Source organism: Neoroseomonas marina, from assembly GCF_012927745.1.
GTDB classification, from domain to species: domain Bacteria; phylum Pseudomonadota; class Alphaproteobacteria; order Acetobacterales; family Acetobacteraceae; genus Neoroseomonas; species Neoroseomonas marina.
In genome coordinates this window covers 767,982-793,200 of the sequence record NZ_JABBKX010000001.1, presented here as the reverse complement: position 1 = coordinate 793,200, position 25,219 = coordinate 767,982, and the positions used below count along the sequence as shown (strand labels likewise).

Genomic DNA, 25,219 nt, shown 5'->3' with positions numbered 1-25,219 from the left:
TCCGCTCAGGGGTTGAGGCCCCGCAGGGCTGGATCGAAGGAAGTCGCGGTCGAAAGGTCGAACCAGGCACGGGCATGGGCTTCGCCGGCGCCGTTCAGCGCGAAATGCCGCCCGAGGCCCGGAACGTACAACTGATCCATCAGGAGATGGGGCGCCTCGGGCGCGATGGTGTAGGTGTCCCCGTTCGCCTCCGCCGTCCGGCCGGGCCCGGCATGCGCCGCGATGAGGATGCCGGGCCGGAGCCTCGCGCGGACGATGATGTCGCAGTCCGTCCAGGCGGGCGGCAGGGCGAGCTGGCGCCGCGCCATCGCGATGAGCGGCACGCCGGCCGTGCGCGCCCTGCCGAGCAGCAGCTGCATCCGGTCGTCGTTCATCCACCAGGGCGAGTTGAGCAGCGGCACCAGGGCGTCGGCCCCGGCGCCGACATACTTCTTCGCCGCGAAGCGATAGAGCATGTCTTCCTGCAACTCGACGCGGCGCTTCACCACCAGGCCGCCGGTCCGGTGGAAGACGAAGCCCTTCGGCGCGTCGGGGTCGGGGCGCGTCTCGAGCGTCTTGCCGCGCCCATGGGACGCGTTGCGCCACTGATACCCCTCGGCTTCCTGCCGCAGGGCGCTGTCGCGCCAGAAATGTTCGTTGGATGCCGAGGCCATGTGTCTCTCCGGGCTGTGGTCGGATTCCCGATCCGGTCCCGCCACCTGATCAGGCGGCGGGCACCCCGGCGACAAAATGCTTCAGAGCGTCTTCAGGAAGGCCTCGACATCGGCAGGCGTGCCGATGGCCAGCGCGGTGGCCTCCGGGGCGTTGCGCTTCATCAGGCCCGTCAGCACCTTGCCGGCGCCGATCTCGACGAAGGTGTCGCAGCCCATCGCAGCCATGGCGGCGACGCATTCGCGCCAGCGCACCGTGCCAGTCACCTGCTTGACCAGCAGGTCGCGGATCTCGACCGGATCGGACGCCTTCGCCGCGGTGACGTTGGCCACCACCGGCACGACCGGCGCGCGCAACTCGGCCTTGGCCAGCGCCTCGGCCATCGCGTCTGCCGCAGGGGCCATGAGCGCGCAGTGGAAGGGGGCGGAGACGGGCAGCAGCATGGCCCGCTTCACGCCATCGGCCTTGGCGATCTCGATGGCGCGCTCGACCGCGGCCTTGGCGCCGGAGATCACGACCTGGCCGCCGCCATTGTCGTTGGCGGCCTCGACCACCTCGGCCTGGCCGGTCTCGGGGTTCGGCGCGGCCTTGGCGCAGATCGCCCGCGCCTGGTCGATCTCGGCGCCGAGCAGGGCGGCCATCGCGCCGGTCCCGGGCGGCGTCGCCTTCTGCATCGCCTCCCCGCGCAGGCGCAGCAGGCGCGCGGCGGTCGCGACGTCGAAGGCGCCGGCGGCGGTCAGCGCGCTGTATTCGCCGAGCGAATGGCCCGCGACCAGCGCGACCCGGTCGGCGAGGCGGAAGCCGCCCTCGGCTTCCAGGGCACGGACCACGGCCAGCGAATGGGCCATCAGAGCCGGCTGGGTATTGGCCGTGAGGGTCAGTTCCTCCTGCGGGCCTTCCCACATCAGCTGGCTGAGCTTCTGGGAGAGGGCGTCGTCCACTTCCTGGAAGACGTGGCGGGCGGCGGGGAAGGCGTCGGCCAGGTCGCGGCCCATGCCGACGGCCTGGCTGCCCTGGCCGGGGAAGACGAAGGCGAAAGCCATGTTCGCGCGTTTCCGTGCTGTTACGTTCGGTATGGGCGCGCGGGATGCGGCCCGGGGGGCCGCTTGTCAACCGGTTCCGGCACCCGGGTGGGGTGTCAGCCCGGCGCCACCCCGCGCACCACCCAGGCCGTCGCGGCGTAGGAGCGCGGGCCGTCCGGCTCGCCATCGAGGTAGGCGCGGCGGACATGGTCCCGCAGCCGGGCCTGCGCCGCCGGTTCGAGGCCGGAGACGTAGGACGCGGCCGGCCCCTGCGCGCCCAGGTAGGGACGCCAGAAATCCTCGAAATCCGCGTAGTCCATGCGGATCGTGAGGGCGCCGTCGCGGACATCCTCGAAGCCGGCCGCGCGCCAGGCGGCGCCGAGCTCGCCGGGGCGCGTCATCGGCCGGATGCAGTTCTGGGCGCGCAGGGTATCGACGCCCGGATCGATCGCGGCGGCGGTGTCGAGGAAGATCCGCTGTGCGACGAATCCGCCCCGGGCGTCCCACACCGCGGCCGCCGCCACGGCGCCGGGGCGGGCGACGCGGCGCATCTCCGCGACGGCGTCGGTCGCCCGCGGGACGAAGTGCAGCATCAGCAGGGACAGCACGCGGTCGAAGCGCGCGGCGGGAAAGGGGATGGCGCAGGCATCGCCGACCTGGAAATCGATGCGCGGGTCCGAGGTGCGGCCGCGCGCGTGCTCGACATAGGCCGCGGAGAAGTCGACGCCGCTGATCCGGCAGGCGGCCTCGCGCGCCGCGAGCGCGAGGGTCAGGCTGCCCGTGCCGCAGCCGAGGTCGAGCACCTCGCCGCCCCCCACGGGCCCGACGAAGTCGAGGAAGGGCTCCGCCAGGCGGCGGCTCCAGCGGCCCATCTGCATCTCGTAGGCATCGCCGTCGGTGGCGGCGAAGGTCGAGGAAACGGCCATAGCGCATTCCGGCGGGGCGTTGGCGGCCCGATCCTGGCACAGCGGTCGCAGCAGCGTGGAATAATTCCGTTTGGCGATCACGCGCCGCGCGAGGCGGATCCTTCGCGGGCGTGGCTTTTCAGCGGGTGCCGCCGCTGCCCGGGAGCCGATTTCGGTCAGTTGGCGGTGGGGGGCTGACTGGGAGCGATGGCGCAGGGCAGCGCTGTCCGAAGCGCCGGCAGCAATCCTCCTCCCAGGCTCGATACGCATCCCTCCACCGCTGGGCATCTGCCTCGGTCCTGAACGGCGGCATGTTCGGTCCGCCACTGAGGCAGGGCGCTTGCAAGGCTGCGGCCGAGCCGGCCGCTGTGAGGACGCTGAGCAAAGCCAGGACCGTAGCGGGCACGGCGCGCCTCAGTTCATCTGTATCCCGGCATCCCGCACCACCTGCTTCCAGCGGGCGAGTTCGGTCGAGATCGTCTGGCCGAGCTCGGCGGCGCTGCTGGCATCGACGGTGAAGCCGGCGGCGGTCAGGCGCTCGGTCACCTCGGCCTGGCGCAGGGCGGCGACGACCGTTTCGTTCAGGCGGGCGACGGCCGGGGCGGGCGTGCCGGCCGCGGCCAGGAAGGCCGACCAGGAGGCCGAGATGACCTGCGGATAGCCGGCCTCGGCCATGGTCGGGATGTCGGGCAGGGCGGCGAAGCGGCGCGGCAGGCAGATCGCGATGCCGCGCAGCGCGCCCGAGACGACATGCGGGCGGACGGTCGCCGCGTTCAGGATGCTCGCCTGGCACTGGCCCTGGATCATCGCCGTGACGGCCGGCGCGCCGCCGGGGAAGGGGACATGCGTCGCGCGCGTGCCGGTGGCGTGCAGGAACAGTTCCATGCCGAGCTGCTCGGTCGATCCGACCCCGCCCGAGGAGTAGTTCACCTTGCCGTCCTCCCGCTTCAGCCAGTCGATCACCTCGGGCACCGTCCGCGCCGGGACGTCCTTGTGGACCAGCAGCATGTTCGGGACGGTCATGGCGAGGCTGACCGGGGCGAAGTCCTTCTCCGGGTCATAGCCCGGTCGCGCCATGACCGCAGGGTTGATGGTCATGGTGCCCGAGGCCGCGACCAGCAGCGTGTGCCCGTCGGGCGGGGAACCGGCGACGTGGCGGGCGCCGATCGCCCCGGTCGCGCCCGGCCGGTTCTCGACCACCACGTTCTGGCCGAGGGCTGCCTGCATGTGCGGGGCGACCAGCCGCGCCACCAGGTCGTTCGGTCCGCCGGGGGCGAAGGGGACCACCAACACCACGGGCCGGGACGGCGCCCAGGCGGGCTGCGCGGCCAGAAGACGCGGTGCGGCCAGCATGGCGGCCGGCAGCAGAAGGGCGTGTCGACGGTTCATGCCGTGTCTCCCGGTGGCGTGGGCCGCGATAGCAGCACGAAGCGTGCCAGCGCGCATCCCCGGCGGTGCCGGCGCACGCGACGCTGGCCGCATCATGGCTCCGCGCAGCGCGCCGCTGCGGCGCGCCCGCACAACCCCCGCCGACCCGCCGCTGCCCCCGATGCGAGGGGTCCGGGATCCCGCTGCACGGCCCGGCGCTGATGGCGCCGTCCCCGGCCATGTTCGTGCCGCCTGCTCCGCCCAGCCTGCCCTCGCCGGCGGGCACGTCGCCGCCCGCCGTCGCGAACGGCCCGCCGTGCCCACGCTGACCGCTCGGGCGGCAACTCGACCCTTGCTTCCATGGGGCGCCCGTGCTTTACGCCCCGCTCCCCTGCCGGGCGCAAGGCAAGCGCCCGGCTATGCCCGTTTGCGCGCCCCATACCGGGGCCAGGGCTGAGCCAGCCACAGGGAGATCACATGCCGCTCTACGAATGCGTGTTCATCGCGCGCAACGACGTCACCCAGCAGCAGGTCGAAGCGATCGCCGAGCAGGTCGCCGGCCTTATCGCCGAAGGCGGCGGAGAGGTGAAGAAGCGCGAATACTGGGGCCTGCGCGGCCTCGCCTACAAGATCAAGAAGAACCGCAAGGGGCACTACATGCTCCTCGGCATCGACGCGCCCGCCGGCGCGCTGCCCGAAGTCGAGCGCCAGCTCGGCCTGAACGAGGACGTGCTGCGCTCCCTGACCGTGCGCGTCGAGGCGATCGACGAGGCGCCGTCTGCGGTGCTCGCCAAGCGTGGCGACGATCGTGAGCGCGACCGTGGCTTCCGTGGCCCGCGTCCGGCCGGCCGTTTCGGCTCGGGCCGTGGCCGCGAGCGCGGGGACGACCGCGAGGAATTCCGCGCCCGCCCGCGCGACGAGATGGAAGGCCCCGACGGGGCCGGGGAGTAATCGACGATGTCCGAATCCAGCGACCTGATCCCCGCCGCCCGCCGCCCGGCCGTCGGTGCGCGCCGCCCCTTCTACCGGCGCAAGAAGTCCTGCCCCTTCTCCGGCCCGCAGGCGCCGAAGATCGACTACAAGGACGTTCGCCTCCTGTCCCGCTTCCTCTCGGAGCGCGGCAAGATCGTCCCGTCCCGCATCACGGCGGTGAGCGGCAAGAAGCAGCGCGAACTGGCCCAGGCCATCAAGCGCGCCCGCTTCCTGGCGCTGCTGCCCTACGTCATCAACGACTGAGGGCGGGGAGCCCGGGGTCGGGACCATGGCGGGCGCGCTGAACAATCCGCGCTGGCTTGCGGCGACGGCGGGCGGCCTTGCGGCCGCGGTGCTGTCGCTGTGGGCGATGCGCGGGCTGCCGTTCGGCTTAGCCGCCTTCTGGCTGACGCCGCTGCCGCTCTTTGCCACGGGCCTGGGCTTCGGTCCGGGTGCGGTGGCGGGCGCGGCGGGCATAGGCGCGGCGCTCCATGTCGTCCTGGCGGGCACGCTGCCCATGATCGTCTTCCTGGTGGCCTTCGCGCTGCCGGCGGTGGTGATCGTGGCGACGGGGCTGCGCGGCGGGCGGATCGACCTGTCGGTGCCCCTGGCGATGTTCGGCCTCTGGCCGGCCATCGTCATCCTGGGCGCCGCATTGGCCTTCGCGGGCATGCCCGGCGGCCTCGGCGGCGCGATCCGCACCGCGGTGGAACAGGGCGTGCAGCGGATGGGCGGCCTGCCGGACGCCCTGTCGCCCGACGAACTGGTCCGCGTCATGGCGGCTGTACTCGGCTTCTGGGCGGCGATCTCCTGGTCGGTGAACGGGGCGGCGGCGCAGTCCGCGCTGGCGCGCTCCGGCCTCGCGATCGCGCCCACGCCCCGCTGGAGCGAGGCGCGGCTGCCGGGCTGGTACCCGGTGCTGCCGGGTGCGGGCGCGGCCGCCTGGCTGCTGTTCGGGGGCGAGGGAGAGGTGGTGAGCCTGTCCCTGCTGCTCGTGCTGCTACTGCCGGTGTTCGTCCAGGGCATCGCGGCAGTGCACCGCTACTCGGCGGGTCGTCCCGGCCGTCCCTTCATGCTCGGCATCTTCTACGCCGGGCTCGTCATCCTCAGCGTGCCGGCCGCGATCGCGGTCACGGCCTTCGGTTTCTACGAGCAATGGGGGCGGCGCGCAGGCCCGCCCGGAGGTGCAACATGATCGAACTCATCCTGATGCAGCGGGTCGACAAGCTCGGCCAGATGGGCGAGCTGGTGAAGGTCCGTCCAGGCTACGCGCGCAACTTCCTGATCCCCTCGGGGAAGGCGATCCGCGCGAGCAAGTCGAACCTCGAGCGCTTCGAGAGGGAGCGCGCGCAGCTCGAGGCCCAGAACCTCAAGCGCCGCGAGGAAGCCGAGCGCGTCGCCGAGCGCGTCGCCGGGCTCGCCGTCACGATCATCCGCCAGGCGGGTGAGAGCGGCGCGCTCTACGGCTCCGTCTCGACGCGCGACATCGCCGAGGCCTGCACGACCGCCGGCCTGAGCGTCGGCCGCGACCAGGTGATGCTGGGCCATGCGATCAAGTCGGTCGGCCTCGCCACCGTCCAGGTCGCGCTGCACCCGGAGGTCGCGATCTCCGTCACGGTGAACGTCGCCCGTTCGCCGGAAGAGGCCGAGAAGCAGGCGCGCGGCGAGCGCGTCGAGGCCGAGGCCGAGGCGGAGCAGGCGTCGCTCGAGGCCGAGCTCGCGGCGGAACTCGCCGCCGGCCAGGCCGACCAGGCCGCCGGCCGCTGATCCGTGTAGGCGCGGGGGCCGCACCGCCCCCGCGTCTCACGATTTGCTGCGCGGCTGCGCGCCCGTCTTGCACGGGCGCTTGTTCATGCGAATCTCCTCCGGTGACGAGGGAGGGGCTCGCATGCTGTTCCACCTTGCTCTTCGCCGGCTCGTGCGTCGCGGCACGTTGACCGTCAGGTATCCGGACGGAACCGTCCGGCGCTACGGGGACGGCAACGCCCCGATGGCCGGCATGGCCATCAACACGCCCCGCGCGCTCCGTCGCCTCACCCTCAATCCCGGCCTCGCGCTCGGCGAAGGCTACATGGAAGGGGAGGTCGAGCCGCTCGGCTGCAGCCTGTTCGATCTGCTGTCCTTCCTCGCCCTCAACATCGCCGAGGGCGGCATGCATCCGATCGAACACGCTCGCGAATGGCTGCGGAAGGTCACGCGGCACCTCGCGCAGATCAACCCGGCAGGCCGTGCGCGCCGCAACGTCGCGCATCACTACGACCTCAACGGGCGGCTCTACGCGCTCTTCCTCGATCGCGACCGCCAGTATTCCTGCGCCTATTTCCCCACAGGCCAGGAGACACTCGAGGAAGCGCAGGCCGCGAAGAAGCGGCACATCGCGGCGAAGCTGCTGCTCGACCGGCCAGGGCTCGAGGTGCTCGACATCGGGTCGGGGTGGGGCGGCATGGCGATCACCCTCGCGCGCGACTACGGGGCGCATGTCACCGGGATCACGCTCTCGACCGAGCAACTCGAGGTGTCGCGCCAACGCGCTGAGGAAGCGGGCGTCGCGGACAGGGTCCGGTTCGAACTGATGGATTATCGGGACTGGACGCGCCCGGTCGACCGCGTCGTCTCGGTCGGCATGTTCGAGCATGTCGGCGTGACGCATTACGCGCAGTTCTTCCGCGTCGTCCGCGACGCGCTGCGCGAGGACGGCGTGGCGCTGATCCACGCGATCGGGCGGATGGACGGGCCGGGCGGCACCAATCCCTGGATCAAGCGCTACATCTTCCCCGGCGCCTACTGCCCGGCCCTGTCCGAGGTGCTGCCCGGCATCGAGCGCGCGCGCCTGTGGGCGACGGACATCGAGGTGCTGCGCCTGCATTACGCCCAGACGATCGCGCATTGGCGCGCGCGCTTCGCGGGCAACCGGGATGCGATCGCCTCGCTGTACGACGAGCGCTTCTGCCGGATGTTCGAGTACTACCTTGTCGGCGTGGAACTGATCTTCCGCCACTGGGGGCACATGGTCTGGCAGGTGCAGCTCTCGCGCCGGCAGGATGTCGTGCCGCTCACGCGCGACTACGTGGTCGAGGCGGAGCGCGCGGCCGCCGCGCGCGGGCGCGAGGTCGCCTAGCCCTTCACCCAGGCCAGCACGGCGGCGAGCGTCGCGACCGAGATCAGCGTCGAGACCAGCACGGTCGCACCCGAACGGTCCGCCCCGGTGGCGTAGCGCCGCGCAAGCAGGAACGCGTTCGCCCCGGTCGGCAGCGCCGCGGTCATCACCGCCACCGCGGTTTCGAGCGGCGACAGCGCGAGCGCCGCGCAGACGCCCCAGACCATCAGCGGCAGCGCGGCGAGCTTCAGCACCGTCGCCCAGGCGACCTCCCGCCAGGATTGCCCCGCGCTGAAGGCAGCGAGGGAACCACCGAGGCAGAACAGTGCGACGGGTGGGGTCGCCGCGCCCAGCATCTCGAGCGTGCGGCGCGCCACGGCGGGCACCGGCAGGCCGAGCGTGCTCCAGCCCAGCGCGACGAAGACCGTCACCACCACCGGGTTGCGCAGGATGCCCGCGAGGGTCGCGAGCACGATGCGCCGCCAGGGCGCGTGGCGATGCATCCCGACCTCGGCCACCACGGTGCCGAGCGTCAGCAGCACCATGGAATGCAGCGCGATGATGGTGATCAGGATCGGCAGCCCCGGTTGGCCGAAGGTCGCGGCGATGAGCGGGATGCCCATCATCACCGTGTTGCCGAAGGTACAGTTCAGCGCGAAGAGCCCGGCTTCGGCGAGCGGCATGCCGAGCCGGCGCGTCCCCAGCCACAGCGCGAAGCCGTAGAGCACCACCGCGGCCGAGAAGAAGGCGAAGGCCGCCGGCCCGCCGCCGACCTGGCCCGAGGTGCCGCCGGCAAACAGCAACGCCGGCGCGGCGAGGTTGAAGGTGAAGGCGTTGAGGCCACGGAAGCCGCCCTCATCCACCAGCCGCCGGATCGCCGCGAGGTAGCCGAGCCCGACGATGGCGAAGACGGGTGCGACGATCTCGAGGATGACGCCCAAGCGTCAGACCGCCAGCAACCGCGCGATGAAGTCCGACATGCCTGGCTGGCGGCGCCGCTCGCTGCGCGCCGCGTGCAGGATGCTGCGCACTTGCGCGACCGTCGCCTCGAAGTCGCGATTGACGACGACGTGGTCGAACTCGTCCCAGTGCGTGATTTCTTCCCGCGCGGCGGCCATGCGGCGGGCGATCTCGACCTCGCTGTCCTGGCCACGGCCGCGGAGGCGCGCCTCGAGGTCGGGCAGGGAGGGGGGGAGGAGGAAGATGCCGACCACGTCCTCGGGCATCGCCGCCTTCATCTGGCGGTGGCCCTGCCATTCGATGTCGAACAGGACGTCCTTGCCGGCGGCGAGCGCGGCTTCGACCGGCGCGCGCGGTGTGCCGTAGGCGCGGCCGAGGAAGCGCGCGTGTTCGAGGAACTCGCCGCGCGCGGCCATGGCGTCGAACGCCTCGGGCGTCTTGAAGAAGTAGTGGACGCCTTCCTGCTCGCTGGGCCGCGGCGGGCGGGTGGTGGCGCTGACCGAGAGCGAGAGATCCGGCTCGGTGCCGAGCAGGGCGCGGGAGACGGAGGTCTTGCCTGCCCCCGGCGCGGCGGCGAGCACCAGGCAGAGCCCGCGCCGCGCAATGCCCTCATTCGACATTCGCGGATTGCTCCTTGAGTCGTTCGATCGCCGCCTTCAGCTCGAGGCCGATGCGCGTCAGCGCCGTGCTCGAGGATTTCGAGCAGAGCGTGTTGGCCTCGCGCACGAATTCCTGGGTGAGGAAGTCGAGCTTGCGGCCGATCGCCTCGCCGCTCTTCAGCAGGCGCCGGGCTTCCGCGATGTGGGCGGAGAGGCGGTCGAGCTCCTCCCGCACGTCCGACTTGGTCGCGAGCAGGGCGACTTCCTGCGCAAGGCGGTCCTCGGGCACGCGGCGCTCGCCTTCGAGCAGCGCCGCGAGGCTTTCGCGCAGCCGCGCCATGTGCAGGGCCGGCTGGTCGGCGGCCTCGGTGCCGGCGAGGTCGCGCAGGGCGGCGACCTCGTCCAGCAGCACGGTCAGGATGTCCGCGAGCTTCGCGCCCTCGGCGCGGCGGGAGGCGACGAGGCCGTCCACCGCGGTCGTGAAGGCGGCGGCGATGGTGGCGCGCTTCGCTTCCTCCTCGGCCTCGTCGGGTTCGGCGGCTTCGGCGCGGAGCACGCCGGGCAGCGTCAGCAGCGCCTCGGCGCGCGGCGGCGGGCAGCCGGGGATGCGGGCGGCGAGGTCGAGCGCGAGGCGCAGTGCCTGGTCGAGTGCGGCCGGGTCGGGCGTGAGGCGCGGCGGCGCGCGGTCCTCGCGCTTCACGGTCAGCGTCGCGGAGACGTTGCCGCGCTTGAGCACCTTCGCCGCCGCTTCCTTGAGGGGGGCCTCCAGCGCGTCGAAGCCGTTGGGCAGGCGCAGGCGGACGTCGAGCCCGCGGCCGTTGACGCTGCGGATTTCCCAGACGAAGGAGGTGCCGTCCGGCAGCGTGCCGCCGTCGCGGGCGAAGCCGGTCATGGAGGAGAGGGGGGTGGCGGCCATGCGCCGCTTCTCCACCGTGGAGGGGCCCGATGCAAGCCGCCTGGGACCATGTGCTGATCACCGGTGCCTCCTCGGGCCTTGGGCGCGCGCTGGCGGAGGCCTGCGCCCGGCCCGGGGCCGTGCTGCACCTGTCGGGCCGCGACGTGGCGCGGCTGGAAGCGGCCGCCGCCGCCTGCCGGGCGCAGGGCGCGGAGGTCCGGCCGGCGGTGCTGGACGTGACGGATGCCGGCGCGATGCAGGACTGGATCGCCGGGGCGGGGCGGCTCGACCTTGTGATCGCCAATGCCGGGATCTCGGCCGGGACCGGCGGGGCCACGGAGCCACCGGCGCAGTCCCGCGCCATCTTCGAGACCAACGTGACCGGCGTGCTGAACACCGCCCTGCCGGCGATCGAGGCGATGGCGGCGCAGGCGCCGGGTGCGGATGGCGTGCGGGGGCGGGTGGCGGTCATCGCCTCGCTGGCTGCCTTCGTCGCGGCACCCGGCGCGCCGGCCTATTGCGCGACCAAGGCCGCGGTCCAGCGCTGGGCCGAGGCGCTGGACGCCACGGAGCGCCTGCGCGGCATCCGCCTCCATGCCATCTGCCCAGGCTATGTCCGAACGCCGATGACGGCGCGCAACAGCTTCCCGATGCCGTTCCTGATGGATGCGGCGGACGCGGCGCGGCGGACGTTGGGCGGCATCGCGCGGGGCCGCGTCCGCGTCGCCTACCCCTGGCCGACCTATGCGATGGCGCGCTTCGCGGGCGCGCTGCCGCCGGCGCTCAGGGCGTGGATCTTCTCGCGGATGCCGGCGAAGGATCGCGCCGGCTGAGGCCGCGGAACGGCTGCATGCGCCGCCCGCCTCCCGGACGCAGTCCGGTCCTAGGGCGCGTTGGTGCGCAACCGGCCCTCGTAGTCGCGCTTGCCGATCGGCACGCCACGCGACCGCAGCAGGTCGTAGGCCGTGACGGCGTGGAAATGGAAATTCGGCAGCGAGAAGGAGAGGATGAAGGCCTCCGGCGCGAAGGCCAGGCGCCGTGGACCGATCTGGAGGTCCAGCGTCCTGCCGGCGCAGGCGTTCACCTCGTCGGGCGTGAAGGCCTCCAGCGCGGTTTCCGCCTTCACCATCATCGCGCGCAGATCCGCGAAGGGAACCGGTCCGACCAGCGCGGGCGGGGTGAAGGCACCCGTGGTCAGCGCTTCCACACCCCACACCGAATGGTGCCACGCGGCCTCGATCTGGAAATGGAAGGGCGCCATGTCGTCGACGAGGCGCGCATGCACGATGTCGTCGGGATCGATGTCCCGCGCGGCGAAATGTGCGGCGGCGCGGTCCAGGAAGCCCCCGATGGCCCGCACCGTCTGCAGGAAGGTCGGCACGCTGAGATCGTAGAGTGATGTCGACAAAGGTATTCCTCTCGCTTCCGGTGCGGCGCATCCCCGGCCCGGCACATGGCCGCGCCGCCGCAGCGGCGGGGATGACCGGCATGGGTGGCACGCCGGCCTGCCAGACTTCGAGAGGCGACGGGCGCGTCGCGCAAGACACGATGTTGATGGCCCGCGGTGCGACGTCCCGGCCCGGCCTCTGCAACCCGGTCGGGCCAAGAGTTTTTCCTGCCGCGACTTGAGGCGAACGACCCGATCGCCTGACAAGCCTGTCATGTCGCATACGTTGCCTGCCACTGGCATCGCCGGGGCTCTTCGTCAGCCGCTTCGGACCACGCGCGCCATCGTCCGTCTCGACTGGGTGGACGCTGCCAAGGGTATCGGCATCGCCCTCGTTGTCATCGGACATGCGCTCGGCGGGCTCATAGACGCCGGGATCGCGCCCTCCGCCGACTGGTTCCGGCCCGCGATGCTGGCCATCTACACCTTCCACATGCCGCTCTTCTTCTTCCTGTCGGGGCTGTTCCTGCCGCGCCGGCTGGAATCGGGTCCGCGCGGGATTGCGCAGCGCGCCCTGTCCGGATTGGTATGGCCCTACTTCCTGTGGGGCAGCGTGCAGATCCTCGTGATCCATGCGGCCGGAGCCTACGTGAATGCCCCGGTCCGCGACCTCCCCGGGGCGCTGACGGGCATGTTCTTCAGCGCCCCGCCGTCGCAGTTCTGGTTCCTCTACGTGTTGGTCCTCGTGCAGGCGGTGAGCGTCGCGGCGCTGCCGCTGGTGGGCGCGACGGGGATGCTGGCGCTGTCGGTCGTGCTCCGCGTGCTGGCGCCGGACCCCTTGCCGATCGTGCTGTCCTTCGGCGTCATGATGCTGCCGTGGTTCGCGCTCGGGTGCCTGTTCGGCGCGCGGGGCTGGTCGGCGCGGTTGCCGGGCCTGCCCGCACGCCGTGCCGCAGGCATGGCGCTGGCCTGCGCGATCGTGCTGGGCGGGACGACCGCCGGGTTGATCGGCAGCGTGGGCTGGGACGGCTTTTCCACCTTCAAGGCGGGCGAGATCGCCGGCCTGGCCTGGTCGCCGGAAGGGACCGCCGCGGCGCTGGCGGGCATCACGGCGGTCGTGCTGCTCGCGGCGCGCTGCTCGGGCGTCCTGCTCGATGTCCTCGCCCTTCTCGGGCGGCACAGCATGGCGATCTACCTGCTGCACATCCTCGCGATCGCGGGCATGCGCATCATCCTGGTGAATCTGACGGGCTGGACCGACCCGATGATGATCCTGCTGCTGGTGGCGGTGGGTCTTGGCGGGCCGTTGGTCGCGGCCTGGGTGGCGCGGCGGCTTGGCGTGGCCCGGCTGCTGGCGCTCTAGCCCCGTCGCGGTCCGCCGCCCGAGGTGACCAGCCACACCGAGGCCAGCACGACACCCCCGCCCGCCATGACGTGCCATGACGGCACCTCGCCCAGCCAGGCCGCGGCGATCGCGGTGGCGAACACCGGCTGCAGGTAGCCGACCATCGCGGAATCCGCCGCCCGCGCCCGCATCGCGAGGCCAAGGAACAAGGTCAGCGGCACGGCGGTCGCGAAGATGGCGAGGATCACCGCCACCACCCACACCTGCGGGGGCTGGGCCAGCGGCCCGGTGCCGTCGACCGCCAGCGCCAGGCTGCCCGACAGGATGCCCGAGACCGCCTGCTGGCCGAGCGCCAGTGCCGCCGCCGGACCACGGTTGGCGCGCCGCACCCAGATGGTGCTCAACGCGTAGGAGAAGGTCGCGGCCAGGACCAGCAGCGCCCCCGTGGCACTGGCGCCGCCGAGGCCGCCCGCGCCGACCACCAGCGAGATGCCGAGGAAGCCGAGCCCGATGCCCGCCAGCATCCGCGGCGTCGGCGTTTCCCCCTTCAGCAGCAGCGCCGCGAGCAGCGTCACGATCAGCGGCCCTGCCGCCTGCACGAGCGAGGCCGGCGCCGCTTCCATCCGCTGCAACGCCATCGGCAGCAGGGTGTTCGGGATCACGCCGCTCAGCAGGCCCAGCACGAGGGAGGTGATCAGCACGCTGCGCGAGATTCCGCGGAGCTCGCGGCGGAACCACAGGAACAGGAACACCGCCACGGCGGCCATCGCCCCGCGCAGGCCGGCCAGCGCGAAGGGCGGAAGGTAGGCGGCGAGGTAGCGGATCAGCGGGAAGGCCGCGCCCCACAAGGCGGCGATCGTCAGAAGGCGCAGCCAGAGCGCCAGGCCGGTGAGTGGTTCCATCTCGAAGTGCGGGGGAGGATGAACCTCCCCCGCGCCCTCCCTTCCTTGTCGCGGTCACGCCGCCTGCGGCGGCGCGACGGGTGCAGTGTCAGGCGCCGTCCCAGCCGAGGAAGGCGCAGAAGTCGCGCGCCGGGACGCGATCGGTGACAAGCGCGTTGACGGGCGCATCCGGGTCGGCATGGCCCAGCGCCATGCCGCAGACCACGACCTCGTTCTCCGGGATCGGCAGATGCGCGCGGATCGTCCGGTGATGCGGCGCGAAGGCCGCCTGCGGGCAGGTGTCGAGACCCATCCCGCGCGCCGCCGTCATCACGTTGCCGAGGAAGATGCCGTAGTCCAGCCAGGACCCGATCTCGAGCCGCCGGTCGATCGTGAAGACGATGCCGACCGGCGCGCCGAAGAAGTCGAAGTTCTTCGCGTGCTGGCGCTTCATCTTCTCCGCCTCGCCCCGCGCGATGCCGAGCAGGCCGTACATGTCCCACCCGACCTTGCGGCGCCGGGCGAGGTAGGGCTCGAAGAAGGCATCGGGGTAGTAGCGGTATTCTGATTCGACCGGCGTGCCGGCCAGCGCCTCCGCGACCAGCGCATCGGACAGGCGCCGCAGCGGCTCGCCCGCGAGCGCATAGCCGCGCCAGGGCTGCATGTTCGTCCCCGAGGGCGCACGCGCGGCGATGTCGAGGATACGCTCGACCGTCTCGCGTGGCACCGGCGTCGGCAGGAAGGCGCGGATCGAGCGGCGGGAGGTGATCGCCGCCGCGACCGGATCCTCGTTCACGCGCGCAGCGTGTCGGCGAAGGCGACGGGCTTGCCCACCGGCACGCCCAGCACCTCGTCGTCCCACATGACGACCTGGCCGCGCACGATTGTTCCCACCGGCCAGCCGGTGCAGACCGTGCCGTCGAAGGGCGTCCAGCCGGCCGGCGTCGCCAGCCAGTCGTTGCGGATCATGCGCTGGCGCTTGAGGTCGACCAGCGTGAAGTCGGCGTCGTAGCCGGCCGCGAGCCGCCCCTTGTTCAGCGCGCCATAGACCCGCGCCGGGCCGGCGCACATCAGGTCGACCAGGCGGGAGATCGACAGCCGTCCGCTGGTGACGTGGTCGAGCATCAGCGGCACCAGCGTCTGCACGCCGGTCAGGCCCGCCGCGGTGTTCGGCCAGGGGCGTTCCTTCGCCTCGCGCGAATGCGGCGCGTGGTCGGAACCGATGCAGTCCACCGTGCCGTCGTTCACCGCCGCCCAGGCGGCATCGAGGTGCCGCTGGTCGCGGATCGGCGGGTTCATCACCGCATAGCCGCCGAGCCGGTCATAGGCCTCGTCGGTCTGGGTGAGGTGGTTGAGCAGCACCTCGACCGTGCAGACGTCGCGGAAGTCGCGGAGGTAGGCGAGTTCCTCGGCCGTCGAGACGTGCAGGATATGCGCCGGCCGACCGGTCCTGCGCGCGATCGCCATCAGCCGCCTGGTGCCGAGCAGCGCCGTCTCCACGTCGCGCCAGACCATGTGGTTGCGATGCGGCATGCCGACGGTGAACATCGGCTTGCGTTCCTGCAGCCGGTACTCGTCCTCCGAATGGTAGCAGATGCGGCGGTGGCCGGAGCGCATCACGGCCTCGAGGCTCGCATCGTCCTCGACCAGCAGGTCGCCCGTGCTCGATCCGGCGAAGACCTTGATGGCGCAGACATTGGGCTGGCGCTCGAGCTCGGCGAGCTCGGCGATGTTCTTCTTGCTGGCCCCGACATAGAGCCCGACGTCGCACCAGGCGCGGCCCTGCAGGAAGGCGCGCTTCTCATCCAGGATGTCGCGGCTGACCACCGACTTCGCGGTGTTGGGCATGTCGAAGACGGCGGTCAGGCCGCCCAGCACGGCGGCCTTGGTGCCGGTCTCGATGCTCTCGACCGCGGGATCGCCTGGGTCGCGCAGGTGCACATGGGGGTCGATCAGGCCAGGCAGCACGTGCAGGCCGCCGCAATCGACAGTCTCGGCCGCCTCGGCATGGCGCAGATTGCCCAGGGTGACGATGCGCCCCTCGCGCACGCCGACATCGGCCGCCTCGACGCCCCAGGGCGTCACGACATGCCCGCCGCGGAGAAGGAGGTCGAAACGTTCGGACATGCGCTGGCTCCTCGGTGATCCGGCGCCCTTGTCGCACCGGGCACGGCGCCCCGGAAGCCCCGGCGGGTTGTCGGCGCGGGGCCGCCTTCCCAAATGCTATGCTGCAATGCAGCAAAATCGTGATCCGGCCGAACGGCCGCTGGCCCTGGCGCTCCAGGGCGGCGGGTCCTTCGGCGCCTTCACCTGGGGTGTCCTGGACCGGCTTCTCGCCGAACCAGGCCCACCCCTCGCCGCGCTGAGCGGTGCAAGCGCCGGGGCAGTGAATGCCGTGTTGCTGGCGGATGGGCTGCTCGCCGGCGGGCGGGAGGAGGCGCAGGCGCGGCTGGCGCGATTCTGGCGGCTGCTGTCGGACCGCGCGGGCTTCGCGGGGTTGCCGGTGTTCGGCTCGATCCTCGCCGCGGCGGACCTGCACGTGCCGCACTTCGCCATGTCGCTGCCGGGATCGGACCCGCTGCGCGAACTGCTCGGCGACCTGGTCGACTTCGCCCGGTTGCGGAAGGAACGTCCGGTCCCGCTGCTGGTCGCGGCGACGCGGGTGCGGGATGGTGAGGCCCGGATCTTCCGCGAGGATGAGATCACGCTCGAGGCCGTGCTCGCCTCCGCCTGCCTGCCCCTGCTGCGCGAGGCCGTGCGGATCGAGGGCGAGGACTACTGGGACGGCGGCTACAGCGCGAACCCGCCGGTGCGCGAGTTGATCCGCGTGTCAGGCGCCGACGACCTGCTGCTGGTGCAGCTTGCCCCGGATGAGCGCGCGACGACGCCGCGGCTCCGTCAGGACATCCGGCATCGTTCGCTCGAGCTCGCCTTCGCCGCGCCGCTCAGGCGCGAGTTGCAGGCGATCGAGGATATGCGGACCCTCTGTCGCGAGGCGACGCTGTTCCGTCCGCGCGCCTGCCGTCCCTTCGACCGGCTGCGCCTGCATCGGCTTTCGCTGTGGGAGGAAGTGCAGGACGCCGGGAGCGCCAATCCGGCGAACCTGTCCTGGCCCTTCCTCACGCGTCTTTCCGAGGCTGGTCGAACGGCGGCGGAGCGCTGGCGGGCGCCCGCCTCGGGCGAACCGCCGGCCGCCGCCGCGCGCTGAGCCGGGGCCGCGCTACCGCAGACCTTCCTGCTGCATCGTCCGGTCGATGACCCGGACGGGCAGGACGATCACCGAGCGATGCGGCACCCGGCTACCCGGCGTCACGGAAGCCGGGACGGCCGGATCCACCACGCCGCCCCGCAGCACGCCGCTGGCGATGCCGATCAGGTTGCCGCCGGAATCGACCACCGGTCCGCCGGCAAAGCCGCGCGCGGCGGGCAGTTCGGCGACGACCACGTCCCGCGGATTGGCGATCCCGTCGACCGGGGCCGAGAGCGGAACGACCGGCCCGCCGCCGTCGAAGACATTGCCCCCGTTGGCGGCCGCCATGAACAGACGCTGGTTGGGAGCCGGGTCCGCGGCGGCCTGCGGCGCCTGCAGGCCGGGTTCCTGCACCTGCAGGATCGCGAAGTTCTGGTGCACGGCGAGCTGCATGGCGCGGACCGGCAGGACGGTGCCATTCCGGCGCACCCGGAGCGGGAGCCCCACCCAATCCTCGACCGAGGTGGCGGTGGTCACGAGGCGCCCCGGCCCGAACGCCGTGGCCGAGCTGATGGCGGTCCCGGAATCGGATTCCACGATCCACAGGAGGTCCTTCGCGCGTTGCGTCGCGGCGAGGTCCTGCGGTCCCCGCGGTTCATCCTGCATGGCCGAACACGATGGCAGCAGGACTGCTGCCAGCAGCAGGCAAGCTCGACGTGTCATATCGGCGGATCCCTTGAATTGATGCTGGATGCCGAACGCTATGGTTGATTTCGGCAAATACATATTAGCCATCGCTAACCCGTGACGGGGTTCACAACTGCGATATGTCCATCAAACAGGGAGATCGTTATTTGCGCGTTAAAATATGGCCGCTCTGCGCGCGCCGTCCACGGCTGCGGTGCCGGCGGGGCTTATCCGGCCGGGATCAGCTTGACGCGCTTGCCGTCGACGCCGAGCGCCAGGCGCCCCGCTTTCAGGGCCAGCGCCGCCTCGCCGAAGACCTCGCGCCGCCAGCCATGCATCGCGGCGACGTCCGCGCCGTCGCCGGAGGCGAGGCGGTCGAGGTCGTCGCTGCTCGCGAGCAGGCGCGGGGCGACGTGGTGTTCCTCGCTCTTCGCGGCCAGCAGCACCTTCAGCAGCGCGACCAGCGCGGGGGAGGCCGGCGGGCCGGGGCGGTCCTTGGGCGCTTCCGGCAGGGCGTCGTCCGGCAATTCCTTGCCGGCCTTCACCGCCGCGAGCAGCCCGGCCCCGGAGCGGCCCTTGGCGAAGCCTTCGGAGATGCCGCGGGCGCGGGCGAGGTCGGCGACCGTCTCCGGCGTGGTGGCGGCGATCTCGAGCAGCGTCTCATCCTTCACCAGGCGCTGGCGGGGGATGTTGATGCGCTGCGCCTCGCGTTCGCGCCAGGCGGCGATGCATTTCAGCACGCCGAGGAAGCGGCGGTTGCCGGTGCGCGGGCGCAGTCGTTCCCAGGCCTGCTCCGGGTCGAGGCGATAGGTCGCCGGTTCGGCGAGCGCGCCCATCTCCTCCGCCACCCATGCGAGCCGCCCTTCGCGGCGCAGCTTGGCATCGAGCGCGGTGTAGATCTTGCGCAGATGCGTCACGTCCGCGGCGGCATAGGCGAGCTGCGCAGTCGAGAGCGGCCGGGCCGACCAGTCGGAGAAGCGGTGCGCCTTGTCGATCTGCGCCCCGGCAAGCGACCGGCACAGCGCGTCGTAGGAGACCTGGTCGCCATAGCCCGCGACCATGGCCGCGACCTGCGTGTCGAAAAGCGGGGTCGGCACCGCGCCGAACTTCAGCAGGAAGATCTCGACGTCCTGCCGGGCGGCGTGGAAGACCTTGGTCACCGCCGGGTCGGCGAGCAGTTCGCCGAGCGGGGCCAGGTCCAGGCCGGGGGCCAGGGTGTCGACCTCCGCCACCTCGGTCTCACCGGCGAGCTGCACCAGGCAGAGCTCGGGCCAATAGGTCCGTTCCCGCATGAATTCGGTGTCGACCGTGACGAAGGCCTCGGTCCGCAGCCGCGCGCAGAGCGCGGCCAGGGCGTCGGTCTCGGTGATCAGGACAGGGGTGGACTCGGCGGCGGCGGCAGGCGGGCGGCGACTCATCGGAGCCGCTTCTAGACCCCGGGGCGTGGGAGGAAAAGGCAATCCGGGCGCCCCGGGTGGCCGAAATGCGATGGCAGGCGCATCCTGCCACGGGTTGCAGGAAGGGATGACCGATGCAGATGCGCGCGCTCGGCCGGTCGGGGCTCTCGGTCCCGCCGGTGGTCTTCGGGGGCAATGTCTTCGGCTGGACGGCGGACAAGGCGATGTCCTTCCGTCTGCTCGATGCCTGCGTGGAGCGCGGGCTGATCGCGATCGACACGGCGGATGTCTACTCGGCCTGGGTGTCGGGACATTCCGGTGGAGAATCTGAAACCGTCATCGGCGAATGGCTGCATGCCCGCCCCGGCGTGCGGGACAAGGTGCTGATCCTGACCAAGTGCGGGATGGAGATGCCGGGGAAGGGGAAGGGCCTCTCGCCGGCCTGGATCGCGACGGCCTGCGAGGCCTCGCTCAAGCGGCTCGGGATCGGGACCATCGACCTGTATCAGGCGCACAAGGACGACGAGGCGACGCCGATCCCCGAGACGCTTGGCGCCTTCCAGAAGCTGATCCAGGCGGGGAAGGTGCGGGCGATCGGGTCGTCCAACTACAGCGCGGCCCGGCTGAAGTCGGCGCTCGACATCTCGGCGGCCCAGGGCCTGCCGCGCTTCGAGAGCCACCAGCCCGTCTACAACCTGATGGACCGGGGCATCGAGGCGGACCTGCTGCCGCTCTGCAAGGCCGAGGAGGTCGGGATCATCACCTATTCCTCGCTCGCATCGGGCTTCCTGTCGGGAAAGTACCGGACGACCGCCGATCTCGGGAAATCCGTGCGCGGCGAGCGCAGTGTCGCCAAGCACATGACCGAGAAGGGGATGCGCGTCCTTGCCGCGGTCGATGCGGTGGCGAAGCGGCACGGGGTGGGCCAGGCGGCGGTGGCGCTGGCCTGGCAGCTCGGCCGGCCGGGAATCACGGCGCCGATCGCCAGCGCGACCAGCCCGGAACAGCTGGCGGAACTGGCGAAGGCGGCCGAGCTCACGCTGAGCGAGGGCGATATGACCGAGCTGGACGCGGCGAGCGCGTAGGGTGGGCCAGGGGAGCGCTCCGCCCTCCCTCGGTCCATTTCAGGTGCCGGTGTCCAGAGGCCCTTCGGCCTCTGGCGGGGTGAGGTCCGGAGAGGGGCGGCGCCCCTCTCCAGGTCGTCCCACCGCTTGACAGCCCCCGCCCGGTCGGTCCCTTTGCGCGCCTTCCATTCGCATCGAGACCGGTTCCGCCCATGCACGCCTATCGCACCCACAATTGCGGCGCCCTTCGCGCCTCCGACGCCGGCAAGATTGTGCGGCTCTCGGGTTGGGTGCATCGCAAGCGCGACCATGGCGGGCTGCTCTTCGTCGACCTCCGGGACCGGTTCGGGCTGACGCAGTGCGTCTTCCCCTCGGGCTCGGTCGTGTTCGACGCGGCGGAAGCCGTGCGGCCCGAGAGCGTCATCACCGTCACCGGCGAGGTCGTGCTGCGCGAGGCCGGCACCGTCAACGACAAGCTGCCGACCGGCGAGGTCGAGATCCGCGTCCATGAGATGGCGGTGCAGTCCGCCGCCGAGGTGCTGCCGATCCAGGTCGCCGGCGACCAGGAATTCCCCGAGGAGCTGCGCCTGAAGTACCGCTTCCTCGACCTGCGGCGCGAGAAGCAGAAGCGCAACATCCTGCTCCGCGCGGGGGTCATCGCATCGATCCGCCGCCGCATGATCGAGCAGGGCTTCACCGAGTTCCAGACGCCGATCCTGACCGCGTCCTCCCCCGAAGGCGCGCGCGACTTCCTGGTGCCATCGCGCAACCATCCGGGCACCTTCTACGCGCTGCCGCAGGCGCCGCAGCAGTTCAAGCAGCTCGCGATGGTCGCGGGCTTCGACCGCTACTTCCAGATCGCGCCCTGCTTCCGCGACGAGGCGTCCCGCGCCGACCGTTCGCCGGGCGAGTTCTACCAGCTCGACTTCGAGATGAGCTTCGTCACGCAGGAGGACGTCTTCGCCGCGATCGAGCCGGTGATCGCCGGCGTGTTCGAGGAGTTCGCGGGCGAGCGGAAGGTCTACGGCGCGCCTTTCCCGCGCATTCCGTATGACGAGGCGATGCTGGTCTATGGCTCGGACAAGCCGGACCTGCGCAACCCGCTCAGGATCACCGACGTCACCGCACACTTCGCGGGGTCGGGCTTCGGGCTGTTCGCGAAGATCGCGGCGTCGGGCGGCATCGTCCGCGCGGTGCCGGCGCCGGGCGCGGCCGACAAGCCGCGCGGCTTCTTCGACAAGCTCAACGAGTGGGCGCGCGCCGAGGGCGCGGGCGGGCTCGGCTACATCCAGTTCGCCGCGGACGGGCCGAAGGGGCCGATCGCGAAGAACCTCGAGGCCGACCGCGTCGAGGCGATCCGTGTCGCCTGTGGTCTGAACCCGGGCGACGCCGTCTTCTTCGCCGCGGGCAAGAAGGACGAGGCGCCGAAGTTCTCCGGCAAGGTGCGCACGCGGCTCGGCGAGGAGCTCGGGCTGATCGCGAAGGACGAGTTCCGCTTCTGCTGGATCGTCGACTTCCCGATGTACGAGCTGAACGAAGACACCAAGCAGATCGACTTCAGCCACAACCCCTTCTCGATGCCGCAGGGCGGGCTCGAGGCGCTGAACACGATGAACCCCTTGGACATCAAGGCGTTCCAGTACGACATCGTGTGCAACGGGGTGGAACTGTCCTCGGGCGCGATCCGCAACCATCGGCCCGACATCATGATCCGCGCCTTCGAGATCGCGGGCTACACGGCGCAGGACGTCGAGGACCGTTTCGGCGGCATGCTGAATGCCTTCCGCTACGGCGCTCCGCCGCATGGCGGCTCGGCGCCGGGCATCGACCGCATCGTCATGCTGCTGGCCGACGAGCCCAATATCCGCGAGGTCATCCTCTTCCCGCTGAACCAGCAGGGCGAGGACCTGATGATGCAGGCGCCGGCGCCGGTGCCGGCGGCGCGGCTCAAGGAACTGCACATCAAGCTCGATCTTCCGCCCGCGAAGGGTGCGGCCGGGCCAAAGACACCCTAAGTTCCGGGTCCTGTCCTCTCGCCTGGAGACCGTGATGCGGCCGAGCCTTCTTTCCGTCCTCTGCCTGGCCGCCACGCTGGCCGCCCCCGTGGGCCATGCCCAGGCTCCCGCGGCGCCGCTCGGCACCCCGGTCCCGCAGGGCCAGCAGGTGGAGGCGCGGCACCTGGTTCCGCATCGCGCGGCGTACAGGCTCAGCCTGTCCCGCGCGCGGGACCCGGGCAACATCGCCCGCGCCGAGGGCGCGATGGTCTACGAGGTGGTGGACGCCTGCGACGGCTGGGCGACGCGCCAGCGATTCTCGCTGACGCTGACCGACCGGGACGGGACGGACCTCGAGACGGCGTCGGACTACTCGACCTTCGAGAGCAAGGACGGGCGGCGGATCCGCTTCAGCCTGACGCAGATGACGCAGGGCGCGGTGACGCAGCGCATCTCGGGCGAGGCCGAGATCGGTCCGGACGGCTCGGGCGTCGCGCGCTACACCGACCCGGAGCAGAAGGAGGTGCGGCTGCCTGCCGGCACCATCCTGCCGAACTTCCATACCATCGCGTCGCTGAACGCGGCCCGGGCCGGGCAGCGACTGCTGGTCGCGCCCCTGTTCGACGGTACCTCGGACGACGGTGCGCAGGATACGACCACGGTGATGTCGGCCTGGGACGCGCCGCGTGACAACGCCGATTTCCCGATGCTGTCGCCCTTCGGGTCGGTGCGCATGCGCATCGCCTTCTTCGATCGCGAAGCGCAGCAGCAGGGCGGCGGGGCGACCACGCCGTCCTATGAGGTCTCCCTGCGCTACTGGGAGAACGGCGTCGCCGACGAGATGCAGATGGATTTCCGTGAATTCGTCGTCGACGGCCGGATGGTGAAGCTGGAGCCGATCCCCGGCGGCTGCTGACGCCGGGGCGCGCGGAGGCGACGCCTTCGCGCTGCTCGGCCGTCGCGGGGGCTGCCCCTATCCCCGCTTGAGGTTCCACACGAAGGGGTTCGGCCCCTGCAGCACGCCGGTGATGTCGGACCGGAAGGCCGTGCGCAGGCGGAACAGGCCGGTCGGCGCGAAGGGCACCGCCTCCCACGCCAGGTCCTGCACGCGGCGCATGGCGGTCGTCTGGGCCTCGGCGGTCGGCGCGTCGATCCAGGCCTGGACCTGTTCCTCGACCCCCGCATCGGTCGGCCAGCCGAACCAGGCGCGTTCCCCATGCATGCGGATGATGGGCGAGAGCGCCGGATTGGCGATGCCGGCCGCGGGGAAGTTGGTGTTGTGCAGGTTCCACCCGCCCTGGGCCGGTGGGTTCCTGTTGGCGCGGCGGGCGATGGTGGTGGCCCAGTCGGCCTCGACCAGGTCGACATTGACGCCGAGGCGCCGCATCAGGTCCGCCGTGACGCGCCCCTGCTGGGTGACCGCCGGGAAGTCGGTCGGATTGGCGATCACGATGGGCTCGCCGCGGTAGCCGGCATCGCGCAGCGCGGCGCGGGCGCGGTCCATCGCGGCCGGGCCGCGCGGCGCGGGCGGGAATTCCACCACCTGCGGCAGGCCGCAGGGGAAGACGGCGTGGCATTCGCGCCAGTCGCCTTCCAGTGCCACGGCCTGCATGTAGTCCGGCTGCACCAGGATGTCGCGAAAGGCGCGGCGTACCTCGACCTTGTCGAAGGGCGGATGCAGGCAGTTGAAGCGCAGGAAGCCGAGGAAGCCGTTCGGGTCGTAGACCTGCGTGGTCACGCCGCGGTCGCGCTGCAGCACCGGCACCAGGTCGGGCAGCGGGTACTCGATCCAGTCGATCTCCCCGGTCCGCAGCGCCGCGGCGGCGGTGCCGCCATCCATCCAGACCAGTTCGAGCCTGTCGAAGTTCACCACCTTGCCGCCGGCGGCGGCATCGGCGGGTTCGGCGCGCGGGACGTAGTGCTCGTTCTTCACGTAGACGGCGCGGCTGCCCTGGACGAACTCGCCGGCGACCCACTTCCACGGGCCGCTGCCGGTCATGTCGGTGATCGCGCGGTCGGCGGGCGTGTTCGCCGTGCGCTCCGGCATCATGAAGCAGGGGGAGGCGGCGGGCTTGGCCAGCGCGTCGAGCAGCGCGGGGAAGGGACGCTTGAGCCGGAAGGCGATGGTGCGGTCGTCGGTCGCGACGATCTCGTTCACCGCGCCCATCATCACCTGGCCGAAGGCGTCGCGCACCGCCCAGCGGCGGATCGAGGCGACGCAATCCCTGGCGCGCACCGGCTCGCCGTCGTGGAACAGCAGGCCTTCGCGGAGGCGGATCGTCCAGGTCAGGCCGTCGGCCGAGGTCTCGTGCCCCTGGGCCATCTGCGGATGCGGCCGCAGCGCGCGGTCGGCGCCGTACAGCGTGTCGAAGACGCAGTAGCCATGCGTCGTGACGATGGTGGTGGGGTTGAAGATCGGGTCCAGCACTGCGAGGGCCGCCTGCGGCATGAAGCGCAGCGTGCGGGCGCGGGCGGTCTGGGCCGTGGCGGCGCGCGCGAAGGGCGCGGCGGCGGTGGCGGCGAGCAGCGAGCGGCGGTTCAGCATCGTCCCCTCCATGGCCGGGGAGGGGATCGGGGTCCCGCGCATGGCCGCGCGCTGCCCGATGAGGGGCTGAACGCGCGGACGAACGGGTGGCACCGTTCCCTACACCGGTCCGAACCGGATCAGGTTCCATGGGTCGCGGGTGAAGCCCGCCTCTCAGCCCCGATGGGCTCCCCAAGGTGTCCAGCGTCTTCATGCGCCGAGTGGCCGCGCGGCGCAAGCGGGGTCTAGACTGCCGCCGCCCAGGAACGCCCAGGACCGCC

25 protein-coding genes and 1 riboswitch are annotated in these 25,219 nt (G+C 71.6%); of the genes, 11 read left to right on the top strand and 14 right to left on the bottom strand.

Translation table 11 applies throughout. The features are described 5' to 3' along the window. Positions 1-5: 5 nt before the first annotated feature. The 4 genes from GWK16_RS03865 to GWK16_RS03850 form a co-directional block, all read right to left on the bottom strand. Positions 6-653, bottom strand: coding sequence for a hypothetical protein (locus GWK16_RS03865; protein ID WP_170052612.1), 648 nt, complete (start codon positions 651-653; stop codon positions 6-8). An 81-nt stretch (positions 654-734) separates the two neighbouring features. Beyond that, entirely contained in the window at positions 735-1,694 is a 960-nt protein-coding gene (gene fabD, locus GWK16_RS03860) for an ACP S-malonyltransferase (RefSeq protein ID WP_170052611.1), read from the bottom strand. A 95-nt stretch (positions 1,695-1,789) separates the two neighbouring features. Then, on the bottom strand, positions 1,790-2,599 hold the full coding sequence (locus GWK16_RS03855; protein ID WP_170052610.1) for a class I SAM-dependent methyltransferase: 810 nt from the start codon (positions 2,597-2,599) through the stop codon (positions 1,790-1,792). 393 nt (positions 2,600-2,992) lie between these two features. Then, positions 2,993-3,967 (bottom strand): Bug family tripartite tricarboxylate transporter substrate binding protein, encoded by a 975-nt coding sequence (locus GWK16_RS03850; protein WP_170052609.1) that lies wholly within the window; start codon positions 3,965-3,967, stop codon positions 2,993-2,995. Positions 3,968-4,423: 456 nt separating this feature from the next. Between GWK16_RS03850 and rpsF the strand changes: the two genes are divergently transcribed. From rpsF to GWK16_RS03825, 5 genes are all read left to right on the top strand, one after another. After that, positions 4,424-4,897, top strand: coding sequence for a 30S ribosomal protein S6 (gene rpsF / locus GWK16_RS03845; RefSeq protein WP_170052608.1), 474 nt, complete (start codon positions 4,424-4,426; stop codon positions 4,895-4,897). 6 nt (positions 4,898-4,903) lie between these two features. Next, positions 4,904-5,182: a 30S ribosomal protein S18 gene (gene rpsR, locus GWK16_RS03840; RefSeq protein ID WP_168043298.1), complete on the top strand. Its 279-nt coding sequence runs from the start codon at positions 4,904-4,906 to the stop codon at positions 5,180-5,182. A gap of 25 nt (positions 5,183-5,207) precedes the next feature. Further along, the gene (locus GWK16_RS03835; RefSeq protein ID WP_170052607.1) at positions 5,208-6,113 is read left to right on the top strand and encodes a hypothetical protein; all 906 of its coding nucleotides are present in this window, start codon (positions 5,208-5,210) and stop codon (positions 6,111-6,113) included. Further along, complete coding sequence (rplI, locus tag GWK16_RS03830) at positions 6,110-6,685, top strand: 50S ribosomal protein L9 (RefSeq protein WP_170052606.1); 576 nt, start codon at positions 6,110-6,112, stop codon at positions 6,683-6,685. Before GWK16_RS03835 ends, rplI begins: the two co-directional genes overlap by 4 nt. Before the next feature lie 121 nt (positions 6,686-6,806). Then, a complete protein-coding gene (locus GWK16_RS03825) occupies positions 6,807-8,036 on the top strand; it encodes an SAM-dependent methyltransferase (protein ID WP_170052605.1) in 1,230 nt (409 codons plus the stop codon). Here the strand turns inward: GWK16_RS03825 and GWK16_RS03820 are convergent. The 3 genes from GWK16_RS03820 to GWK16_RS03810 are packed head-to-tail and all read right to left on the bottom strand — an operon-like array spanning position 8,033 to position 10,490. Next, positions 8,033-8,956, bottom strand: a complete 924-nt coding sequence (locus GWK16_RS03820; protein WP_170052604.1) for an AEC family transporter — start codon at positions 8,954-8,956, stop codon at positions 8,033-8,035. The two genes, GWK16_RS03825 and GWK16_RS03820, sit on opposite strands and share 4 nt — an antisense overlap. A gap of 3 nt (positions 8,957-8,959) precedes the next feature. Then, the gene (gene gmk, locus GWK16_RS03815; protein WP_170052603.1) at positions 8,960-9,595 is read right to left on the bottom strand and encodes a guanylate kinase; all 636 of its coding nucleotides are present in this window, start codon (positions 9,593-9,595) and stop codon (positions 8,960-8,962) included. Continuing rightward, positions 9,585-10,490 (bottom strand): YicC/YloC family endoribonuclease, encoded by a 906-nt coding sequence (locus tag GWK16_RS03810; RefSeq protein ID WP_170052602.1) that lies wholly within the window; start codon positions 10,488-10,490, stop codon positions 9,585-9,587. The genes gmk and GWK16_RS03810 overlap by 11 nt, the downstream gene beginning before the upstream one ends. 29 nt (positions 10,491-10,519) lie before the next feature. Between GWK16_RS03810 and GWK16_RS03805 the strand changes: the two genes are divergently transcribed. After that, the gene (locus tag GWK16_RS03805; RefSeq protein WP_170052601.1) at positions 10,520-11,302 is read left to right on the top strand and encodes an SDR family NAD(P)-dependent oxidoreductase; all 783 of its coding nucleotides are present in this window, start codon (positions 10,520-10,522) and stop codon (positions 11,300-11,302) included. Positions 11,303-11,352: 50 nt separating this feature from the next. Here GWK16_RS03805 and GWK16_RS03800 read toward each other — a convergent pair whose 3' ends face one another. Beyond that, positions 11,353-11,877 (bottom strand): DUF1993 domain-containing protein, encoded by a 525-nt coding sequence (locus GWK16_RS03800; RefSeq protein ID WP_170052600.1) that lies wholly within the window; start codon positions 11,875-11,877, stop codon positions 11,353-11,355. Positions 11,878-12,130: 253 nt separating this feature from the next. On the opposite strand from GWK16_RS03800, the gene GWK16_RS03795 reads away from it, so the two are divergent. Further along, positions 12,131-13,219 (top strand): acyltransferase family protein, encoded by a 1,089-nt coding sequence (locus tag GWK16_RS03795; RefSeq protein WP_170052599.1) that lies wholly within the window; start codon positions 12,131-12,133, stop codon positions 13,217-13,219. Here the strand turns inward: GWK16_RS03795 and GWK16_RS03790 are convergent. From GWK16_RS03790 to GWK16_RS03780, 3 genes are all read right to left on the bottom strand, one after another. Then, the gene (locus tag GWK16_RS03790; protein ID WP_170052598.1) at positions 13,216-14,103 is read right to left on the bottom strand and encodes a DMT family transporter; all 888 of its coding nucleotides are present in this window, start codon (positions 14,101-14,103) and stop codon (positions 13,216-13,218) included. The two genes, GWK16_RS03795 and GWK16_RS03790, sit on opposite strands and share 4 nt — an antisense overlap. A gap of 88 nt (positions 14,104-14,191) precedes the next feature. Continuing rightward, positions 14,192-14,878, bottom strand: a complete 687-nt coding sequence (locus tag GWK16_RS03785; RefSeq protein WP_170052597.1) for a nitroreductase family protein — start codon at positions 14,876-14,878, stop codon at positions 14,192-14,194. Then, on the bottom strand, positions 14,875-16,209 hold the full coding sequence (locus GWK16_RS03780) for a dihydroorotase (RefSeq protein ID WP_170052596.1): 1,335 nt from the start codon (positions 16,207-16,209) through the stop codon (positions 14,875-14,877). Before GWK16_RS03780 ends, GWK16_RS03785 begins: the two co-directional genes overlap by 4 nt. A 106-nt stretch (positions 16,210-16,315) precedes the next feature. On the opposite strand from GWK16_RS03780, the gene GWK16_RS03775 reads away from it, so the two are divergent. After that, on the top strand, positions 16,316-17,290 hold the full coding sequence (locus tag GWK16_RS03775) for a patatin-like phospholipase family protein (protein WP_170052595.1): 975 nt from the start codon (positions 16,316-16,318) through the stop codon (positions 17,288-17,290). A 12-nt stretch (positions 17,291-17,302) separates the two neighbouring features. Here GWK16_RS03775 and GWK16_RS03770 read toward each other — a convergent pair whose 3' ends face one another. Continuing rightward, positions 17,303-17,995 carry a trypsin-like peptidase domain-containing protein gene (locus GWK16_RS03770; RefSeq protein WP_170052594.1) on the bottom strand — a complete coding sequence of 231 codons (693 nt, stop codon included), beginning with the start codon at positions 17,993-17,995 and terminating at the stop codon, positions 17,303-17,305. Positions 17,996-18,186: 191 nt separating this feature from the next. Next, positions 18,187-19,377 carry a ribonuclease D gene (gene rnd / locus GWK16_RS03765; RefSeq protein ID WP_170052593.1) on the bottom strand — a complete coding sequence of 397 codons (1,191 nt, stop codon included), beginning with the start codon at positions 19,375-19,377 and terminating at the stop codon, positions 18,187-18,189. 113 nt (positions 19,378-19,490) lie between these two features. Here rnd and GWK16_RS03760 point away from each other — a divergent pair, with 113 nt between their 5' ends. The 3 genes from GWK16_RS03760 (at position 19,491) to GWK16_RS03750 (ending at position 23,330) form a co-directional block, all read left to right on the top strand. Further along, positions 19,491-20,441 carry an aldo/keto reductase gene (locus GWK16_RS03760; protein WP_170052592.1) on the top strand — a complete coding sequence of 317 codons (951 nt, stop codon included), beginning with the start codon at positions 19,491-19,493 and terminating at the stop codon, positions 20,439-20,441. Positions 20,442-20,632: 191 nt separating this feature from the next. Beyond that, positions 20,633-22,435, top strand: a complete 1,803-nt coding sequence (gene aspS, locus GWK16_RS03755) for an aspartate--tRNA ligase (RefSeq protein WP_170052591.1) — start codon at positions 20,633-20,635, stop codon at positions 22,433-22,435. 34 nt (positions 22,436-22,469) lie between these two features. Further along, positions 22,470-23,330, top strand: coding sequence for an EipB family protein (locus GWK16_RS03750; RefSeq protein WP_170052590.1), 861 nt, complete (start codon positions 22,470-22,472; stop codon positions 23,328-23,330). 57 nt (positions 23,331-23,387) lie between these two features. Here the strand turns inward: GWK16_RS03750 and GWK16_RS03745 are convergent, their stop codons facing one another. Further along, positions 23,388-24,959, bottom strand: coding sequence for an ABC transporter substrate-binding protein (locus GWK16_RS03745; RefSeq protein ID WP_170052589.1), 1,572 nt, complete (start codon positions 24,957-24,959; stop codon positions 23,388-23,390). Positions 24,960-25,037: 78 nt separating this feature from the next. Further along, a riboswitch (TPP riboswitch) is annotated at positions 25,038-25,143 on the bottom strand. Positions 25,144-25,219: the final 76 nt, after the last annotated feature.

Bases quoted from the DNA above. Each gene is read 5' to 3' on its own strand.
- GWK16_RS03865 (WP_170052612.1), bottom strand. From the start codon at position 653: ATGGCCTCGGCATCCAACGAACATTTCTGGCGCGACAGCGCCCTGCGG.
- fabD (WP_170052611.1), bottom strand. From the start codon at position 1,694: ATGGCTTTCGCCTTCGTCTTCCCCGGCCAGGGCAGCCAGGCCGTCGGC.
- GWK16_RS03855 (WP_170052610.1), bottom strand. From the start codon at position 2,599: ATGGCCGTTTCCTCGACCTTCGCCGCCACCGACGGCGATGCCTACGAG.
- GWK16_RS03850 (WP_170052609.1), bottom strand. From the start codon at position 3,967: ATGAACCGTCGACACGCCCTTCTGCTGCCGGCCGCCATGCTGGCCGCA.
- rpsF (WP_170052608.1), top strand. From the start codon at position 4,424: ATGCCGCTCTACGAATGCGTGTTCATCGCGCGCAACGACGTCACCCAG.
- rpsR (WP_168043298.1), top strand. From the start codon at position 4,904: ATGTCCGAATCCAGCGACCTGATCCCCGCCGCCCGCCGCCCGGCCGTC.
- GWK16_RS03835 (WP_170052607.1), top strand. From the start codon at position 5,208: ATGGCGGGCGCGCTGAACAATCCGCGCTGGCTTGCGGCGACGGCGGGC.
- rplI (WP_170052606.1), top strand. From the start codon at position 6,110: ATGATCGAACTCATCCTGATGCAGCGGGTCGACAAGCTCGGCCAGATG.
- GWK16_RS03825 (WP_170052605.1), top strand. From the start codon at position 6,807: ATGCTGTTCCACCTTGCTCTTCGCCGGCTCGTGCGTCGCGGCACGTTG.
- gmk (WP_170052603.1), bottom strand. From the start codon at position 9,595: ATGTCGAATGAGGGCATTGCGCGGCGCGGGCTCTGCCTGGTGCTCGCC.
- GWK16_RS03810 (WP_170052602.1), bottom strand. From the start codon at position 10,490: ATGGCCGCCACCCCCCTCTCCTCCATGACCGGCTTCGCCCGCGACGGC.
- GWK16_RS03805 (WP_170052601.1), top strand. From the start codon at position 10,520: ATGCAAGCCGCCTGGGACCATGTGCTGATCACCGGTGCCTCCTCGGGC.
- GWK16_RS03795 (WP_170052599.1), top strand. From the start codon at position 12,131: ATGTCGCATACGTTGCCTGCCACTGGCATCGCCGGGGCTCTTCGTCAG.
- GWK16_RS03790 (WP_170052598.1), bottom strand. From the start codon at position 14,103: ATGGAACCACTCACCGGCCTGGCGCTCTGGCTGCGCCTTCTGACGATC.
- GWK16_RS03780 (WP_170052596.1), bottom strand. From the start codon at position 16,209: ATGTCCGAACGTTTCGACCTCCTTCTCCGCGGCGGGCATGTCGTGACG.
- GWK16_RS03775 (WP_170052595.1), top strand. From the start codon at position 16,316: ATGCAGCAAAATCGTGATCCGGCCGAACGGCCGCTGGCCCTGGCGCTC.
- GWK16_RS03770 (WP_170052594.1), bottom strand. From the start codon at position 17,995: ATGACACGTCGAGCTTGCCTGCTGCTGGCAGCAGTCCTGCTGCCATCG.
- rnd (WP_170052593.1), bottom strand. From the start codon at position 19,377: ATGAGTCGCCGCCCGCCTGCCGCCGCCGCCGAGTCCACCCCTGTCCTG.
- GWK16_RS03760 (WP_170052592.1), top strand. From the start codon at position 19,491: ATGCAGATGCGCGCGCTCGGCCGGTCGGGGCTCTCGGTCCCGCCGGTG.
- aspS (WP_170052591.1), top strand. From the start codon at position 20,633: ATGCACGCCTATCGCACCCACAATTGCGGCGCCCTTCGCGCCTCCGAC.
- GWK16_RS03750 (WP_170052590.1), top strand. From the start codon at position 22,470: ATGCGGCCGAGCCTTCTTTCCGTCCTCTGCCTGGCCGCCACGCTGGCC.
- GWK16_RS03745 (WP_170052589.1), bottom strand. From the start codon at position 24,959: ATGCTGAACCGCCGCTCGCTGCTCGCCGCCACCGCCGCCGCGCCCTTC.